Annotated in this window: 7 protein-coding genes and 1 pseudogene; 4 read left to right on the top strand and 4 right to left on the bottom strand. The window is 59.7% G+C overall.

Features of this window, described 5'->3' with window-relative positions; translation table 11 throughout:
- The 4 genes and pseudogenes from VEZ52_RS06280 to VEZ52_RS06265 all read left to right on the top strand — a co-directional run.
- Positions 1-209 (top strand): annotated as a pseudogene (locus VEZ52_RS06280) (biotin--acetyl-CoA-carboxylase ligase); the annotation flags it as partial.
- 132 nt (positions 210-341) lie between these two features.
- Positions 342-4,043: a pyruvate carboxylase gene (locus tag VEZ52_RS06275; RefSeq protein ID WP_324836064.1), complete on the top strand. Its 3,702-nt coding sequence runs from the start codon at positions 342-344 to the stop codon at positions 4,041-4,043.
- A 97-nt stretch (positions 4,044-4,140) separates the two neighbouring features.
- The gene (locus tag VEZ52_RS06270) at positions 4,141-7,716 is read left to right on the top strand and encodes a PEP/pyruvate-binding domain-containing protein (protein WP_324836063.1); all 3,576 of its coding nucleotides are present in this window, start codon (positions 4,141-4,143) and stop codon (positions 7,714-7,716) included.
- A gap of 112 nt (positions 7,717-7,828) precedes the next feature.
- Positions 7,829-8,200 (top strand): pyrimidine dimer DNA glycosylase/endonuclease V, encoded by a 372-nt coding sequence (locus VEZ52_RS06265; protein WP_324836062.1) that lies wholly within the window; start codon positions 7,829-7,831, stop codon positions 8,198-8,200.
- Positions 8,201-8,320: 120 nt separating this feature from the next.
- Here VEZ52_RS06265 and VEZ52_RS06260 read toward each other — a convergent pair whose 3' ends face one another.
- The 4 genes from VEZ52_RS06260 to VEZ52_RS06245 all read right to left on the bottom strand — a co-directional run.
- Positions 8,321-9,475, bottom strand: a complete 1,155-nt coding sequence (locus VEZ52_RS06260) for a nitronate monooxygenase family protein (protein ID WP_324836061.1) — start codon at positions 9,473-9,475, stop codon at positions 8,321-8,323.
- 142 nt (positions 9,476-9,617) lie between these two features.
- A complete protein-coding gene (locus tag VEZ52_RS06255; RefSeq protein WP_324836060.1) occupies positions 9,618-12,605 on the bottom strand; it encodes a PD-(D/E)XK nuclease family protein in 2,988 nt (995 codons plus the stop codon).
- Positions 12,602-15,922: a UvrD-helicase domain-containing protein gene (locus VEZ52_RS06250; protein ID WP_324836059.1), complete on the bottom strand. Its 3,321-nt coding sequence runs from the start codon at positions 15,920-15,922 to the stop codon at positions 12,602-12,604. The genes VEZ52_RS06255 and VEZ52_RS06250 overlap by 4 nt, the downstream gene beginning before the upstream one ends.
- 8 nt (positions 15,923-15,930) lie before the next feature.
- Positions 15,931-17,085 (bottom strand): ATP-dependent 6-phosphofructokinase (locus VEZ52_RS06245; protein WP_324836058.1); only part of this gene is annotated, 1,155 nt, incomplete at its 5' end.

Genomic DNA, 17,085 nt, shown 5'->3' with positions numbered 1-17,085 from the left:
ACTGCCACTCTTTTCCCGAGGGGTGGAGAGCCCGTGCGGAGTCTCTTTTGCTCTGGCGCGGCGAGAACGTGGAGCTGCGTGACGATGACCGCATCGTACGCGGCTGGCTGGCGGGCCTAGGAACGTCAGGCGGCCTGTGTCTTAACATCAACGGACGGCTTGAGGAATTCATTTGCGGTAGTCTCCGGCTGAGCCCTGCGCGGGAATGACGCGGGATTATGGTCATTCCGGCATGGTTGGGCCTGGGGGCATCGCCGCCCAATGCGAAGCACTAAGCGTGTTTTCGCCGTCTAACGCCGGTGCGTGGGCAGAAATGCGCCGGTAGAAAAGGGCTGAAAGGCATGGCCAACAAGACATTCTCGGAAGTTCAGGATTTTTTGAAGGGCAAGGTAATACTGGTAGCTAACCGCGGTATTCCGGCCCGTCGCATTTGTCGTTCCATCCGCGAACGTTTTGACGCGGTAGCGGCAATGACTGCGACTGATGTGGACAAAACGGCCCCTGCGGCCTCAACGGCGCAGGAACTGATGCTGCTCGGGACAGACCCCCGCGCGTATCTGGATATTGACCGCATTATCGACAAAGCCAAACAACGTGGCGTAGTCGGCATTCACCCCGGCTGGGGATTTGCTTCCGAGGACACGCGCTTTCCGCAGCGCTGCAAAGAGGCGGGCATCACCTTTATCGGCGCGACAGCCGAGGCCATGAACCTGCTGGGCAACAAGGTTCAGGCTCGAGAAGTGGCTCGCAAATTGGGCATTCCTGTTGTGCCCGGCTCTGAAGGAGCCGTGGATATTCCTACCGCCCGCCAGCTTATCAACGAGATCGGGCTGCCCATCATGCTCAAGGCAGAAGGGGGCGGTGGTGGTCGCGGTATTTTTGCCATCCATAACGAGGCTGACCTGGAAGATGCCTTTTTCAAGGCTTCCACCATGGCTCAGGCTTCGTTTGGCAATCCGCGCCTGTTTGTGGAAAAGTTCCTTGCCGATGTGCGCCACATTGAGATTCAGGTCATTGCCGACATGTACGGCAACGTGTTCGCCTTTGACGAACGCGATTGCACCGTGCAGCGCAACCACCAAAAGCTCATTGAAATCACGCCTTCGCCCTGGCCGGGTATGACCAAGGCCCTGCGCGACAGGCTCAAGGATTATTCCCGTCGCCTGGTGCGCGCCGTGGGCTACCATTCGCTTGCCACGGTCGAATTCCTCGTTACGCCTGACGGTACGCCGTACCTTATTGAAGTTAACACCCGTTTGCAGGTTGAGCACGGCATCACCGAATGCCGCTATGGCATTGACCTTGTGGAAGAGCAGATCGCCGTGGCCTTTGGCGCGGAACTGCGCTATCGCGAAGAAAGCCAGCGTCCTTCGTACTGGGCCATGCAGGTGCGCATCAACTGCGAAAACCCGCAGGACAACTTCGCCCCCAATTCAGGCCTCATTTCGCGCTACGTGTCGCCCGGCGGCCCCGGCGTGCGCCTTGATTCCAATATCAGCGCTGGCTATGAGTTCCCCGCCAACTACGACTCAGCGGGCGCTTTGCTCATATCTTACGCCACTGACTGGGAAAAGGTGCTTGGCATCACGGAACGCGCCCTGAGCGAATATGTGATCGGCGGCATCAAGACCACCATTCCTTTCTTCCGTCAGGTCATCAAGCACCCCCTGTTCAAGCAGGGCGGCATCAATACCAACTTCATCGCTACGCATCCCGAGCTCATGGTCTACACCGACCTTGCGCCCGAAGGCGAGCGTCTTGCCAAGCTGGTGGCCGAAATTTCGGCCAAGGGCTTCAACCCCTACGTGCAGCTTGGCGAATACCGTTCAAGCTCCACACCCTGTCTTGGACCCTTTGAGCCTGTGCTGCCGCCCATAAGCACGGCTGCGCGCCGTCAGCCTTCGCCCTATCCGCAGGGCGACCGCATGGCCACGCTGGACTATATCCGTGATTCCGGGCTGGTGCATTTTACCGACACCACAACCCGCGACCTCACGCAGTCCAACTCCGGCAACCGCCTGCGCCTTGCCGAAGACAGGCTCATGGGCCCCTACCTTGACAATGCGGGCTTTTTCTCGCTCGAAAACGGCGGCGGGGCGCACTTCCATGTGGCCATGCTGGCCAACATGACCTACCCCTTCACCGAAGCCAAGGAATGGAACCGCTTTGCGCCCAAAACCCTCAAGCAGCTGCTGGTGCGCTCCACTAACGTGCTTGGGTATACGCCGCAGCCGCGCAACCTCATGCTCAAAACGGGCGAAATGATTTGCGACCACTATCAGGTCGTGCGTTGCTTCGACTTTTTGAACCATGTGGAAAACATGCGCCCCATTGCCGAAGTGGTCATGAACCGCAAGGACATTATCTTCCAGCCCGCCATTTCCATGTCGTGGGCCAAGGGTTTTGACGTCAAGCACTACCTGGGCGTTACCGAAGCCATGCTGCGCATGGTGGGCGACATCATGGGCGCAAGCCCCAAGGAAGCCTCGCGCCACATCATCCTGGGCCTCAAGGACATGGCCGGCGTTTGCCCGCCGCGCTTCATGGACGAGCTGGTCAAAGCCCTGCGCAAAGCCTGGCCAGAACTTGTGCTGCACTACCACAGGCACTATACCGACGGCCTGTTCGTGCCCTCGTGCGGTGCGGCTGCCAAGGCCGGCGCGCACATCATCGACGTGGGCCTCGGCTCTTCGGTGCGTTCTTATGGTCAGGGCGACGTGCTCGCCACAATGGCCTATATTGAGGATGAACTGGGCCTCAAGTGCAACCTTGATAAAAACGCCATCCGCGACGCCAACTTCGTCTGCAAGCAGATCATGCCCTATTACGACCGCTACTGCGCGCCGTACTTCCAGGGCATTGACTATGACGTAACGCGCCATGGCATGCCCGGCGGGGCCACTTCCTCCTCGCAGGAAGGCGCCATGAAGCAGGGGTACATTCACCTGCTGCCCTACATGCTCAAGTTCCTTGAAGGTACCCGTCAGATCGTGCGCTATCATGATGTTACGCCCGGCTCGCAGATCACCTGGAACACGGCGTTTCTGGCCGTTACAGGCGCATGGAAGCGGGGCGGCGAAGACGAAGTGCGCTTCCTGCTGGAAGTGCTGGGTCAGGTCACCCGCACCCCTGAAAAAGAACTTACGGACGAAATGCGCCGCGCGCGCCTGAACATCTATCAGGACTGCAACGACGCCTTCCGCAACCTGCTTCAGGGCAAGTTCGGCAAACTGCCGCTCGGCTTCCCGGCTGACTGGGTCTATCAGAGCGCCTTTGGCTCTGACTGGAAGAGCGCCATGGCGGCCCGCACAGAGACTTCGCCCCTTGAATCGCTGGCAGAAGTGAACCTTGCAGCCGAAGAAAAGGCCTGCGCCGAAATCCTGAAGCGCAAGCCCAATGATGAAGAGTTCGTGCTGTACCTTAACCATCCGGCGGACGCGCTCAAGACCATCCAGTTCAAGTCCAAGTTCGGCGACCCCAACAACCTGCCCTTGCATGTGTGGTTCGAGGGCCTGAAAGTCGGTCAGGATCTGTACTTCAACGACAGCAGCGGCAAGCCCCACCACCTCTTGCTGCTCAGCATCTCCACCCCCAACGATGCGGGCATCTCCATCTGCCGTTATGTGCTCGACTCCGAATTCATGAGCTGCGAAGTTCAGGTTCGGCAGCCTTCGGGCAACGGCGCAAAGAGCACGCTCATGGCCGATACGGCCAACAAGTATCACGTGGCCGCGCCGAGCAACGGCGATTTGTGGGTCATGTATGTGCATCCCGGTGATGTGGTCAAAGCAGGCGAAGAGCTCTTTAACGTCTCCATCATGAAGCAGGAAAAGGCCGTTCTGGCCCCCATTGACGGCATGGTGAAGCGTGTGCTCAAAACCGCCGACTTCAAAGAAAACAAGCAAATGGTTTCGGTCAGAGAAGGTGAGCTTATTGTGGAGCTGGGGCCTGTGCCGCGCATCTGCGGCAATGAGGCCTGCGGCCAGCCCATTCCTATGGATAACATCGCATTCTGCCCCTATTGCGGTGTGCGCGTAAGTTAATTACTACGCTCACTACTGGAATTTGTGGACAGTTCCTTAATGGCGATATACAATTTCCAAGGTTGTAAAGCTTCTGTTTCCCAAACCGGAGGAAGACATGGCTAAGATTCCCGCCGCCAAACCTGCGCAGAACAAACCCAAGGGCGCCGCGCCCGAGGCAGTTCAGAAAAAACTGGTGCTTGATGGCGCCGAAATTGTGCAGATTGGTCCCGAAGCGGAGTTGCTTGTTGGTGGTAAGAACTACAACACTGCCCTGATCAGTCAGATTCAGGGCATTCAGGCGCCCCATTTTCGCGCCATCTCATCCATTGCCTTTCATCATCTGCTTGATGAAACAAAGGTTAATGGGCGTGTGGTACGCAGCGTGGTGGACCGTGAATACGGGCGCATTGACTGGAACGACCCCGAAATCAACCAGGATCCGGACTTCTTGCAGAAGTTCGTGCGTCAGCTCGGCAAGCAGATTCATCAGGCCGCGCTGGCGGAAGGCGAGCAGACCAATACCAAGCTGCGCACCTTTATCAATAATATAGTCGAAGGGTTCGCCACCTCCCCCGAGGGCATCGACCAGTTGCGCAAGCGCTCGGTCATGGTGCAGGCGGCCATTTTGTCTGTTGAAGTGCCGCACGACGTTGCGGAAGCCGTGCGCGGCGCATACCGCGACATCTGCCGCGAAAACGAAGACGACATGACCCCCGTGGCCGTGCGTTCTTCCGCTGCGGGCGAAGACTCGCGCAAGAAGGCCTTTGCCGGTCTGCAGGATACCTACCTGAACATGGTGGGGGAAGACAAAGTAGTGGAAGCCTACCATTGGGACTGCTCCTCTGCCTACAATCTGCGCTCCATGACCTACCGCCGCGAGGCCATTCTTGATGCTCTGGCCAAGGCCGAAGAAACCGGCGACGAGAGCATTGCTGAAAACGCCAAGCTTGAGTGGGCCATTGAGCACACCTCGCTTTCTGTCTGCATGATGCAGATGATCAATCCCGTGATTTCCGGTACGGCCTTTTCTGCCGATACCGCCACGGGCTGCCGCGGCACAGACCGCCGCGAACTGGTCAGCATCGACGCCAGCTACGGCCTCGGCGAGGCAGTGGTGGGCGGCAAGGTGACGCCTGACAAGCTTTATGTCTTCCAGCGCGATGACGGCGGCGAAGTAGTGATCCGTCAGATGGGCTGCAAGGACATGAAGATCGTCTATGACGAACGCGGCGGCACCCGTGAAGTCGAAGTGTCCGAGCTTGAAGCTCTGCGCTGGGCGCTTTCGCTCAGCCAGGCCGAACGCGTTGCCCAGGGCGTGCGCGCCGTCAGCAAGGCTTACGGCGGCATCATCATGGACACGGAATTCTGCATTGACGCCAACGACAAGCTCTGGTTCGTCCAGGCGCGGCCCGAAACCCGCTGGAACGACGACCTTGAGTTGCATCCCCATACCATCTTCATGCGCCGCCGCGAGGTGGACGCCAAAGCAGCCGCCGAAGCCGAAGTGCTGGTGGAAGGCAACGGCGCTTCACGCGGTGCGGGTCAGGGCACGGTGCGCTTTTTGCGCTCCGCCCTTGAACTGAACAAGATCGCCAAGGGCGATGTGCTTGCCGCCGAACGCACCGACCCGGACATGGTGCCGGGCATGCGTGTGGCCTCTGCCATCATGGCAGATGTGGGTGGCGACACGAGCCACGCGGCCATTACCTCGCGCGAGCTTGGCATTGCCGCTGTTATCGGCATTCAGCGCCTCGACATCCTGCGTGCGCTCGACGGCGCGGAAGTGACCGTTGACGGTACGCGCGGCAAGGTTTACCGCGGCCTTTTGCCCCTGCACCTTGTGGGCGGCGAAATGGATCTCTCCAAGCTGCCCCTTACCAAGACCAAGGTCGGCCTTGTGCTGGCCGACGTGGGGCAGGCGCTGTTCCTCTCCCGTCTGCGCAACTTCCCCCAGTTTGAAGTGGGCCTGCTGCGCGCGGAATTCATGCTTGGCAACATCAGCATCCATCCGCAGGCACTGGAAGCCTTTGACAGCGGCGAGCTTGAAAATGTGGTGCACAGCAAGCTGAAAGAGCTTGAAAACCGCCTTTCCAAGGTGCTGCGCGAACAGATGGCAGCCGGGCTGATCGTGTTCAACTTCAACCTGCGCGAATACGTGGGCGAAGTGACCGGCCTTTCCGCAGAGGTTGAAGCCTTTGCCGAAGCGAGCAAGAGCCTGAATGCGGAAGAAGTGCTGATGCAGCACCGCAAAATGCGCGAACTGGATCACAAGGTTGACCAGCACCTCGAAATGGCCTCGCGCCGTATTGAAGTTCTCAAGACCTCCAATGATCTGGCCGACCATGTGCGCATCATCATGGGTTACGATGACGCTCTGGCCCTGCTGAATCCGGCTGACCCCGAATCCGCCAAGCGCGTTGCCGAAATCGAAGCCACAGTTGAAGAACATGTGCGCCGCATCAAGGATCTGCCCGCAGTCACCAAGTTGATGGACAACATCAACCATCTGCGTGAAGAAGTGAGCCTGCGTTCCGGCCTGAAAAAGGAAATGGACGACCTGCGCAACCTGACGGACAAAATTCGCGGTATTATCAAGTCCCGCGGCTTCCGTACCGGCAAGGAGCACTACGTTCAGACCCTGGCCCAGAACCTGGCCCTCTTTGCCATGGCCTTCTACGGCAAGCCCATCACGTACCGCACCACAGACTTCAAGAGCAACGAATACCGCAATCTGCTTGGCGGCAGCCTCTTTGAACATACCGAAGACAACCCCATGCTTGGCTATCGCGGCGTTTCGCGCAATATCCATGACTGGGAAGTTGAAGCCTTCAAGCTGGCGCGCGGCGTATACGGCGGCTCCAACCTGCGCATGATGCTGCCCTTTGTGCGTACCCTGGAAGAAGCCCGCTCCATGCGCAGCTACCTTGAGCAGGTGCACAAGCTCAAGAGCGGTCAGGACGGCCTGAAGATCATACTCATGTCCGAGCTGCCTTCCAACGCCATTCTGGCCAAGCAGTTCATCACGGAGTTCGACGGTTTCTCCATCGGCTCCAACGACATGACCCAGATGGTGCTGGCGACAGACCGCGACAACTCGCGTTTGTCCCACATCTATGACGAGGAAGATCCGGCGGTTGTCTGGGCCATCCTTGTCAGCATCTTCACCGGCCAAAAGTATGCCAAGAAGGTGGGCTTCTGCGGTCAGGGCGTGTCCAACAGCATCATCCTGCGCGGCCTGGTTGCCATCGCAGGCATCACCTCTGCCTCTGTGGTGCCCGATACCTACTACCAGACCGTGTTTGATATCGCCTCTGTGGAAGGGGAAAACCTTTCTGCCGCCGACCTTGGCAAATGGCTTGCCGCGCAGCACCACAAGCGCCTTGCCGACCTGATGGAAAAGACCGGTTACGGTCACATCCTCAAGAAGTACAAGGAGCCGCAGGATATTCAGGAATGGTACGAGGGCGAATTGCAGCGTCGGCACGAACAGTTCCGCGAACACCTCGACACGCCCAAGGAAGCCTTCTACCGCGCTGAATTGCAGAGCTTCCGTTCCACCTTCCACAAGCCTGTGATTTACGCCACCTGGAACTGGGACGAAACGGTTGAGGATGCCCTGCATCACTCCGGCTTCCAGAACTTCGAGGAGCAGGCCAAGGCTCTGGAATACTCCCGCACCGTCAACGACTAGCGCAAGCCGGTTACTGCCGACTGATACATCAAGGCCCGGATCTCAGGATTCGGGCCTTTTCGTATACGACATTCTAGCTGCGAAAAACCTTTTCTGTCTGTAGGAGGCTCGTATGCGCATGTGGATGTTGCCCCCTGAAGGCATGTGCCGCAAACATTTGCTGGGCGAACATGTGGAACTGCATATGCTCCTTGGCAGCATGCGGCGCGGCAAGAGTATAGAGGGCTTTCTTTCCGGCGGATTGGTTGATCCGCAGCAGCTTTTTACGCGGCATGAGGAACTTGTAACAGAGATGGCCCGGCGCGGATTCAAACACACCTCATCCATTGATGCGTGTGAATGTGCTTCTCTGGCTGCCTGTTATACAGGGCGCACCTCCATCAACATTGTCGCCAATGCTGCTGAATTACAGCGCAGGTGCCCAGACTGCGCCCACTTGATGCAAGCGGAGAGCGCCCAGCGCAATCAGACACTATTAATTTAAGATGATGCCCTTGCGGCAAATAATACACACTGCATCAACACAATATTTTGCTATTGCGCACGAAAAAGCCGGGCCTGGAAATCCAGACCCGGCTTTGCATGTTCAGGCAGGGTAGAGCGTTTAGCTCTTGATGCTGAAGTTGAGCTTGCTCTGCATGTTCTGTACGCTCTTGCTCAGGGTGCTCATGGCGTCGTCAAATTCTTTTTGCAGGCTGTCCATGAGTTCATGCACCGAGATGATCTTGTTCACACGGGCCACATTGGCGCCGCAAAAGGCAAAGCCGCGTTCAAGATTGCCCTTCATGGCGTTGATGAGCGCCTGGGCGATGCAGTAGGGCGTTTTTTCCTGTTCGCAGGTGTGTACGCAGTGGAACACGCACTTGAAAGGCTTTTTCTTGCCCTCGCGCGAGGCCGTGATGAATTCATTGCCAAGAGCGCGGCCAGGCATGCCTACCGGGCTTTTGATAATGGTGATGTCTTCGTCGCGCGCAGAAAGGTAGCTCTGCTTGAAGCGGTCATCGGCATCGCATTCGTGGGTGGCCACAAAGCGGGTACCCATCTGCACGCCGGAAGCGCCAAGCTCGAGGAACTTCATTATGTCCGCGCCGGAGTACACGCCGCCAGCGGCAATAACAGGCACGGCGCGGCCGCACTTGTCTTCCATGGCCTTGGCGGCATCCACCACCTGAGGCACCAGGACTTCAAGCGAGTGACCGGGGTCCTGCAATTCTTCAGCCTTGAAACCGAGGTGCCCGCCAGCCTTGGGGCCTTCAACCACAAAGGCGTCAGGCGTATAACCAAAGCGCGAAGCCCACTTTTTGGCGATTACCGTGGCCGCTCGGGCCGAGGAAACAATGGGAACCAGTTTGGTTTTGAATTCTTCCTTCTTTTCCTCGCACACCTGCAAGAGGTGATGCGGCATGTCGAGGGGAAGGCCAGCGCCGGAAAAGATGATGTCCACCTTGTTTTCAACGGCGGTACGCACCATCTGGCTGAACGTGGTAAGGGCCACCATCAGGTTGACGCCGATGATGCCGTTGCTGAGTTCGCGTGCTTTCAATATTTCATTGCGCAGGGCGCGCAGATTAGCAGTAAGGGGATCCTTGGCCACATCGGGTTCTTTCATGCCGATCATGGCCCCGGCAATGACGCCGATACCACCCTGATTGGCAACAGCCGACGCCAGCCCGGAAAGCGAAATGCCCACGCCCATGCCGCCCTGAACTACAGGGATTTTAGCCGTGAGATCACCTATCTTGAGTGCGGGGAAAGACATTGCAAGACCTCCGTCCTGTCCGTAAGCAGCATGTCGATTTGCATCGTTTCGATTTCAAACGACATACCTATGTTTGCCGGGAAGCATAGCTGGTAATTTCACAAGACGCAACAAGCATCTTTAATATATGTATTCCGAGCCGTTATTCCGCACACAGCGAAGCATAGGGGCACCAGTCGCAATGCCGATCCGGGCATGCCGTAAAGGCCGGTGCATGGCGCATGTGCAGCAGTACAAGAGAAAGCGCCGCATGGCAGTACCCAATGGCATCCGCCAGGTCTTCATCCACAAGCCCGCCAAAAAGCGGGTACTCTCTGCCAGCATTGCGCAACTCTACCAGTGCGGCATCTCCAACCGGGCCAAGCCCGCTGCCCACGGCCATGCTCACATAGCAGGGCAGTTGCAGGCTGGGCAGCCGGGGCCGCAGCTCGTCAAACAGGGTCTCCATGTCTTCAAGCATCTGTTCGTCCGGCTTGTACCCTCCGCTCGTTTGCGTTTGGCGCAGTGCAGCAAAAAGGCTCTCAATACGCCTGAAATAAAGAATGTCGCCCCACAAGCTTCCATCATGTAATTTAAGGCTGCCTGTCTTGTAGTCAAGGATGTGCAGCAGGTCATCGCGCCGGTCAATGCGATCCATTATGCCTGTAAAGGAATATTCGCCGCCAGCCAGCGACAGCGTGGCCTTGAGTTCTTCCTCCAGGGCCACAATGATTGTGCTGTCTGGCTGGTTATCCAGAAAACGCTGCAAACGCACTGGGGCGGCTTCTTCCAGCATGAGGCAGCTGTCCGGCGGCAGCAGGCGGCGCAGGTCGGCCTTTTCAAGCTCCTCATGAAAACGCGCCAGCATGGTCTCGCGGCTTATGTCGCCCCGTCGCACCTCTTTATTGAGATACGGTTCATACAGTGCATGCAGCGTATCATGAATGCAGGTGCCCACTGCTGCGGGGTCGTCCCCTTCGTTGACTTCCTGCGGCGGTTGCAGCTTGCAGAGGTATTGCCAGGCAAAACGGAGCGGGCACTGCTGGTAAACATCCAACCGGGTGGGGGAAAGTGGTTTTTGCAGCAGGGCCAGCATGGCCTCGTGCAGGGCCTCTGTGCGGGGCAGGCTTTTGGGCGCGGCAGGGGTGCTGCGCACCACGCAACGGGCTATGGCAAGCGGCCCCTGACCGGGCACAAGCAGCTCGCCACGGCGCTGTTCTTCTTCCCACAGCAGTTGCTCCACAAAGCGGCTACGGCTTTTTTTGCCGTCAAAGAGCGCAGAGCGGCTGATGCCCTCCTGCCAGAAAAAGTGTACCTCCTGCGCTCCGGCGCAGAGCCGGTACAGCGTGTGGGCAGTGGCGCGCTCACGCCTGCGGGCATCCGGCAGGCCAAGCACCTGCCGCAGAGAATCGGGCAACAGTGGATCCTGCGCAGGGTTGCCTGGCAGCTTGTCGTCCGTGGCGTCCACAATAAGCACCCTGTCAAAGTGCAGCAGGCGCGTTTCAAGCATGCCCAGCACTTGCAAGCCAGTGAGCGGCTCCGCCTCAAAAGGCACACGCTCCTGTTGCAGCACCTCGCGCACTATACCGTGCAACACGCTGGTGGGAAAGGGCGTCTGCGCGAGGCAGTTTTGCCGCAACACAGGGGCCGCATGGCGGGCAAGGCGGTACATGGCCTCCGCATCCAGCGGAAAATGCCGCCACATGTCGCCGCCGTTGCGCAGCAGAAAATCGCAGATGTTTTGCAGGCACAGGGCCATGCCCTCGGTGGTGTCCACCTGCCCCGGCTGGCGCACCAGCGCATTGAGCGTGGCTTCAAAAAGCTCAAAAAGCTCAGGATGCATGCCCGGGGCGCACTCCCGCGCAACCTCGTCCATATCCACAAACCGCGCCCCGCCGCGAATCATGCCCTCAATGCGGCGCAAGACCTCGCGCAAATAAAGGGGCGTTGCGTTGCCGTCATCCACGCGCAGCAAATTCAGATAGGGGTGCCGCAGGCACTGGAGCAGGTTGCGCCAGTAATAACGGCCATCTTCCGTTCTGTTTTCCTGCAATTGCAGCAGGGCCTCGAGCAGACGGTTAAGGGGCGAGCGCTCCAGCGGATAGCCCATGGAAACGTTGACGTCCTTGTTGGGCAGATGGTGCAGCACGGGCATGAGCAGGGCGCTGTCTGTGAGCACTACCGCCGTGGAAAGCCCATCCGGAGCGGATAAATCATTGCTGCCGCCGTTACTGCTGCCCGGTGCCGTCAGTTCTTCATGCAAAGCTTTAAGCTGTGAATGGCAGTCATACCCGGCAAAAAAGGATATGCGCGGCTTGTGCGCGGCCTCGGCGTCCGTGGGCTCCACGGCAAGGCGCACCGTGGCCTTCCAGCGGCGCAGCCACGCGGCCTGCGCGTCACATGCCCAGTGCGGTGCGACGCCCAGAGCCAGCGCCGGATCTGCATGCAGGCATATCTGCCCGCCCGCCTGCCACAGCCTGTGCAGCAGGGCTTCCTCACTGCCGGTGAGCAGCGAAAATCCGGCCATCACAACCGGGCGGTCATCTGCGGGCGTAAAAAAGCGGGGCAGGGCAAGTCCGTCTTCGCTGACGGTAAAGGCGTCCAATCCCGGTGTGGTCCAGCGGCGTGCCTCCAGCGCGGTAACATAGGCCTTGCCGATGCGCCCCAGAGCGCCCAACAGGGCAGCCGCAGGGCCGGAAACCTCCTGCTCCACATGGCTGAGATCCACAGCAGCCACGCGCTGGCCCAGCATTTCTTCCAGCAGGTTTGAGAGCCGCAAACCCCATGGCAGAAAGTGCGCCATGTCCATGCGGGCAAAACGCGCGGCAAGCCCCTCGTCATCCTGCGCGAGGCCCATAACGCACTCGTGCAGCAGGGCGACCCTGTCCAGCACGTTGGCAGTGTGCAGAGGATCTGCGCTGGTTTGCGAGCGCCAGGCCGAGATAACATCCGCCAGGGTCATGACCTTGGGCAGCAAGCCCTGATAGCCTTCTTCCGCATAGAGTTTGGTGAGGTACCGCCAGGGCCGGTTGTGGGGCACGATCAGCAGGGTTGCACCCGCCCGCCCCTTGCCGATGCTGGTCAGAAAGGCTTTGAGGTCGGGCAGGAAGGGTCGCTGCCAGGGAAAAACAAGAATCGGCGATACGCTCATGCCTGAGCCTCCGTGGCGGGCAAAAGATCGCTGCAACGCTCGGCAAGAGCCGAAACGCCGTGCGCTTCCACAAGCTGAAACCGCCGTAAATCAAGGTAGACCAGCAGGCCGCGCGCACTGCCGGGGGCGCAGTCGTTCCCGGCTTCCAGGCAGGCAAGGTAGGTCTGTAGCTGCGCCACATGATCGGCTTCGGGCTGCCCGCTTTTATAATCAAGCACCAGAGGCCCCCACGGCTCATGCACCAGCAAATCCATGCGCAGCAAGCGCCCCTCGGCGTCCATGAGCGAATGCTCGGGCCAGCCCGTTTGCAGCCAGCGGGCAGCCTGCGGTTGCGCGGCAAACCATTGCAGCGCAGCAGCGGCATTTTCCCGCAGCGCTGCCTCTTCCGGCACAGGCAGCGAAAAATGCCCAAGGCCGAAGTTCAGCGCCGCCTGCGCGTCCGCCTGGGGATTGCCCGTTATGTGCAGATGCTCAAGGCACAGATGCAGAAAACTGCCCCTGTCTTCTGCGCGAAAACTGAATCCTGCCAGAGGATTACGAAAAATCTTGAGGCGCGGCAGCCATTGCATGGGCCGCCATGCGGGGTCGGCAAAGCCAGTGGAATCCGCAACATCCGGGGCCATTGCATTGCCCTGAGCGGTATCCACGGAAGCGGTGGCTTCCTCGCCTTCCGGGCTATCCGCAACCTCCGGCTTGCTGCCCCAGGGTGCTGCAGAAGCCCTCGCGGCAGTTGCAGCCGGGGCGGCATCGTGCGCGGCTGGCTCCTCACCCACGGTGTAGGGGGCTGTGAAACCGGCCTCTTCCATGAGCATGTTCAGCACATCACTGGTGGAGCCGCGCCCGCCCACAGTGCTGGTGCGCAGCACATAGAGCGCATCGCGCGCACGGGTAAAGGCCACGTAGAGCAGATGGACGTTTTCGCGGCACTGGCGGGCAAGCTCCAGATGATAGGGCGCGCCCAGATGCTTTCTGTTGCCCACGGCAAGGCGCAGGCCCTCGCGCTCGACCATCACGGTTTCGTTACCCATGCGGGCGCGCAGGTCTGTCCAGGGCACAATGACCACCGGGGCTTCCAGGCCCTTGGATTTGTGGATGGTCATGACGCGCACGGCATCCATGTTTTCGGGCATGGGCACCTTTTCTTCGCCGCTCTTGGCGCGCCAGTGCTCCAGAAATGTGGGCAGGGTGGCAAGGCCCTTTTCTTCCGCGCTGTGCAGCACTTCCATGAAGCGCCGCAAAAAGGTCTCCGCCTCGGGGTAGCGCCGCTCCACATCCAGCCGGGCAAACCATTCAAGCGTCATGTCATAGGGCGTCATGAGGCCTGACTGACTGTGGAACGGGGCAAGCAGCCGCTGCCAGATTTCTGGCCAGCGCTTTTTGAACCGCTGGAACAGCGGCCCGCCTCTGGATGCCGCGCACCAGCCCGCAATGTCTTCGTGCGCAAGGGCCGCAGCTTCTGGATGCTCCCTGAATATGCTGCCGCACACAAGGCTCATAAAGGCTATGTCGTCCTCAGGATTATCAAGAAAGGAGAGCAGGGCCACAGCCTGCACCACCAGCGGATGCGCGGCAAGCCGCAGGCTGTTTTCTGTAATCACGGGGATATTTTCGCGAATCAGCCTGTCTGCCACAAGGGTGGCCTTGCCGTTGCTGCGCACCAGAATGAGCACGTCGGCCCATGGATGGTGCGGCTCAATATCCTCATGCAGCAGGGTGCAGAGGCGTTCAAGCACATCTTCGCCCAGAGCCTCGGCATCCACGGAAAGAATGGTTTCCACGCGCACAAGGCCGCCCTCACGGGCATTTTCTGGGCATTGCTGCTCAGTGCCCGCAAAGGCGCGCACAAGTCCCTGAGCGGCCTGCCCGCAGATTTCCGGCGGGGTGCCCGTGGGTAAAAGGGCGGCCATGACCTTTGCGGCCATGTCCGTCTGCGCAAGCGGGCCGAAAATTCCATTGTTGTGCTGCACGATTTCGCGACGGCTGCGCCAGTTATAGGGCAGATTGTCGCGCTGGCCGTCGGGTGCGAGGGCTGTGAGTCCCGCATCGTCAAACACGCCGTCAAAAAGCTCCGGCTCGCCCCCACGCCAGCCGTAAATGGACTGCTTGACGTCCCCCACCCAGGTGAGGGAGCCGCCGCGCGAGAGCGCTTCTTCCACAAGGGGGCGCAGGGCGTACCACTGCTCGCGGCTGGTATCCTGAAATTCATCCACCAGAAAGTGCGTGAGGCGCGAGCCCATGCGGCACAGGGCCTCGGGCACGCCGTTGTCGCTTTCAAGCACCTGCCGCGCCATGTGCGGAATCAGCAGGCCAGGCAGGCTGCCTTCCTGCCGCTGGTTTTGCACAAAGGCCTGCACAAGGGTGCGCGCCAGCAGGAGCACGGGGGCAAGCCCCACAGCCTGACGCAGCAGGGGAGCGGTATCTACCAGAACCCCGGCGGCGCGGGCAAAGGCCTCGTAGGCTTTTTGCACTTCGTCGCTGACAACGGGCTTTTTCAAAAACAGGTCAGAGGCGCTGGCCTTGCTCAGGTATGCCGAAGTCTTGCACTGCCCGGCGGCAATGGCCTCCACAGCCGCGAGGGCGTTTTTGCTAAAATTGAGTCCGCTCCCAGCCGCAGCAGCCAGAAAGATATTGGCATGGGTAACGGCCATGCTTTCCACTTCGCTCAGCCGCTTGTGCAGGGTTTCTGTGGGCGAAATATCCTCAAAGCGCCCGAGCAGCACGTCATCCAGCAGGCCGCGCAACTGGTTGAGCAGTTTTTCGCCCGCAAGAAAGCCCGTGCTGTTCTCCCGCCAGGCCATGGCCCGGTAAACCTCGCGCAGCAGGGATCGCATGGTTTCATCGCCCTGCCATGCGCGTTCAAGCAGTACATCAAGGTAGGGGGTGAGCACTTCTTCGGTGGCAAAGACAGGCTGAAAATCCGGATGCAGATCAAGTTCCAGCGCTGCCGCGCGCACAATGAGGTGCAGCAGGCTGTCAATGGTGCGGATGTTCAGCGCGCCCATATCGCGCATGATCACATCCACCCAGCGGGAGGCCTGCTCGGGCGAAAGCGCAAGCCCGCCCAGGGGCTGCCCGAGGGCCGCGCTCTTGAGTTGCCGGATGACGCGGTCGCGCATTTCGGTTGCAGCGGCATTGGTAAAGGTGATGGCGAGGATATCGCCCCAGCCGCAGCGGCCGCCCGGCAAAAGCACGCAGGCCGAGGAAGCGGACGCGCTCGCGGGCGGCCCGCTCTGCACCAGCCTTTGCAAAAAACAATGCGTCAATTCATAGGTCTTGCCGGAGCCGGCAGAGGCCTTGACCTGTCTGAGATGCTTCATGCTGCCGGTTACGCCGGGGGCAGCATGCCGTGCAGCATGCCCTGACCGGTGGATTCAAGCACAGCCCGCCACAGGTCTGAATAGATGTTGAGCTTGCGGCGCTTGCGGGTCACAAGCTCCAGCGGCAGATGGACGTAACGGTCCTGAATCTTGCCCACCACCATGTCTGTGCGCCCGGCCATGGCGGCATGCACGGCGTACTGGCCCAAAAATCCGCAATAAACCTTGTCATTGGCGTTGGCCGGGATGGAGCGGATGATATAGCTCGGGTCAATGTATTTCAGCGAATGCTCAATGCCGCGCGCGCCAAGATAGGAACTGATATTCTTGCGCAGAAGGTCGGCCACATCGCCAAGCACGGGGTTGCCCGACACATCCTTGGCGGCGTGGTTTTCCATAAGGTGCTGACCAGCGCCCTCGGCTGCCACAATAACGGCATGCCCGCGCGAGCGCAGGCGTTCTTCCAGCGCAGGCAGAAGCCCGCCCTCGCCCTCAAGGGCAAAGGGAGCTTCCGGAATCAGCACAAAGTTCACTTCTTTGAGGGCCAGAGCAGCGCGCGCGGCGATAAAGCCGGATTCGCGCCCCATCAGCTTGACCAGCCCAATGCCGTTGGGCACGCCGCAGGCCTCGGTATGGGCGCATTCAATGGCCTCCGTGGCCTTGAAGGCTGCAGTTTCAAAGCCGAACGACTGGGGAATGAAGTTGATGTCGTTATCAATGGTTTTGGGAATGCCGATGACGGATATCTTGAGCCCGCGCGCCTGCACCTCGCTGCTGATGGCAAGGGCGGCCTTCATGGTGCCGTCGCCGCCAATGACAAAGAGAGCGTTGACGTTGCTGCGTTCAAGGGTATCCACAATTTCCTCGGCAGACTGCGGCCCGCGTGAGGAACCAAGCATGGTGCCGCCAAAACGGTGAATGTCCGCCACGCTTGAAGGCGTAAGCTCAAAGGGGGCATGACCGTACTTGGGAATAAAACCCTCAAGCCCGTAGGCGATGCCCAGAATGGAGGGCACGTTGTAGGCGTGGAAGGCCTCCATCACAATGGCGCGGATGACATCGTTGATGCCGGGGCAAAGCCCGCCGCAGGTCACGATGGCGCACTTGGCGCGGGTGGTGTCGAAGTAGAGTTTTTTGCGCGGGCCAGCGGCCTCAAGGCAGAC

Source organism: Desulfovibrio sp., assembly GCF_035644575.1.
Classification (GTDB): domain Bacteria; phylum Desulfobacterota; class Desulfovibrionia; order Desulfovibrionales; family Desulfovibrionaceae; genus Desulfovibrio.
The sequence above is the reverse complement of the archived record's forward strand: the minus strand, read 5'-3'. Positions and strand labels throughout refer to the sequence as shown.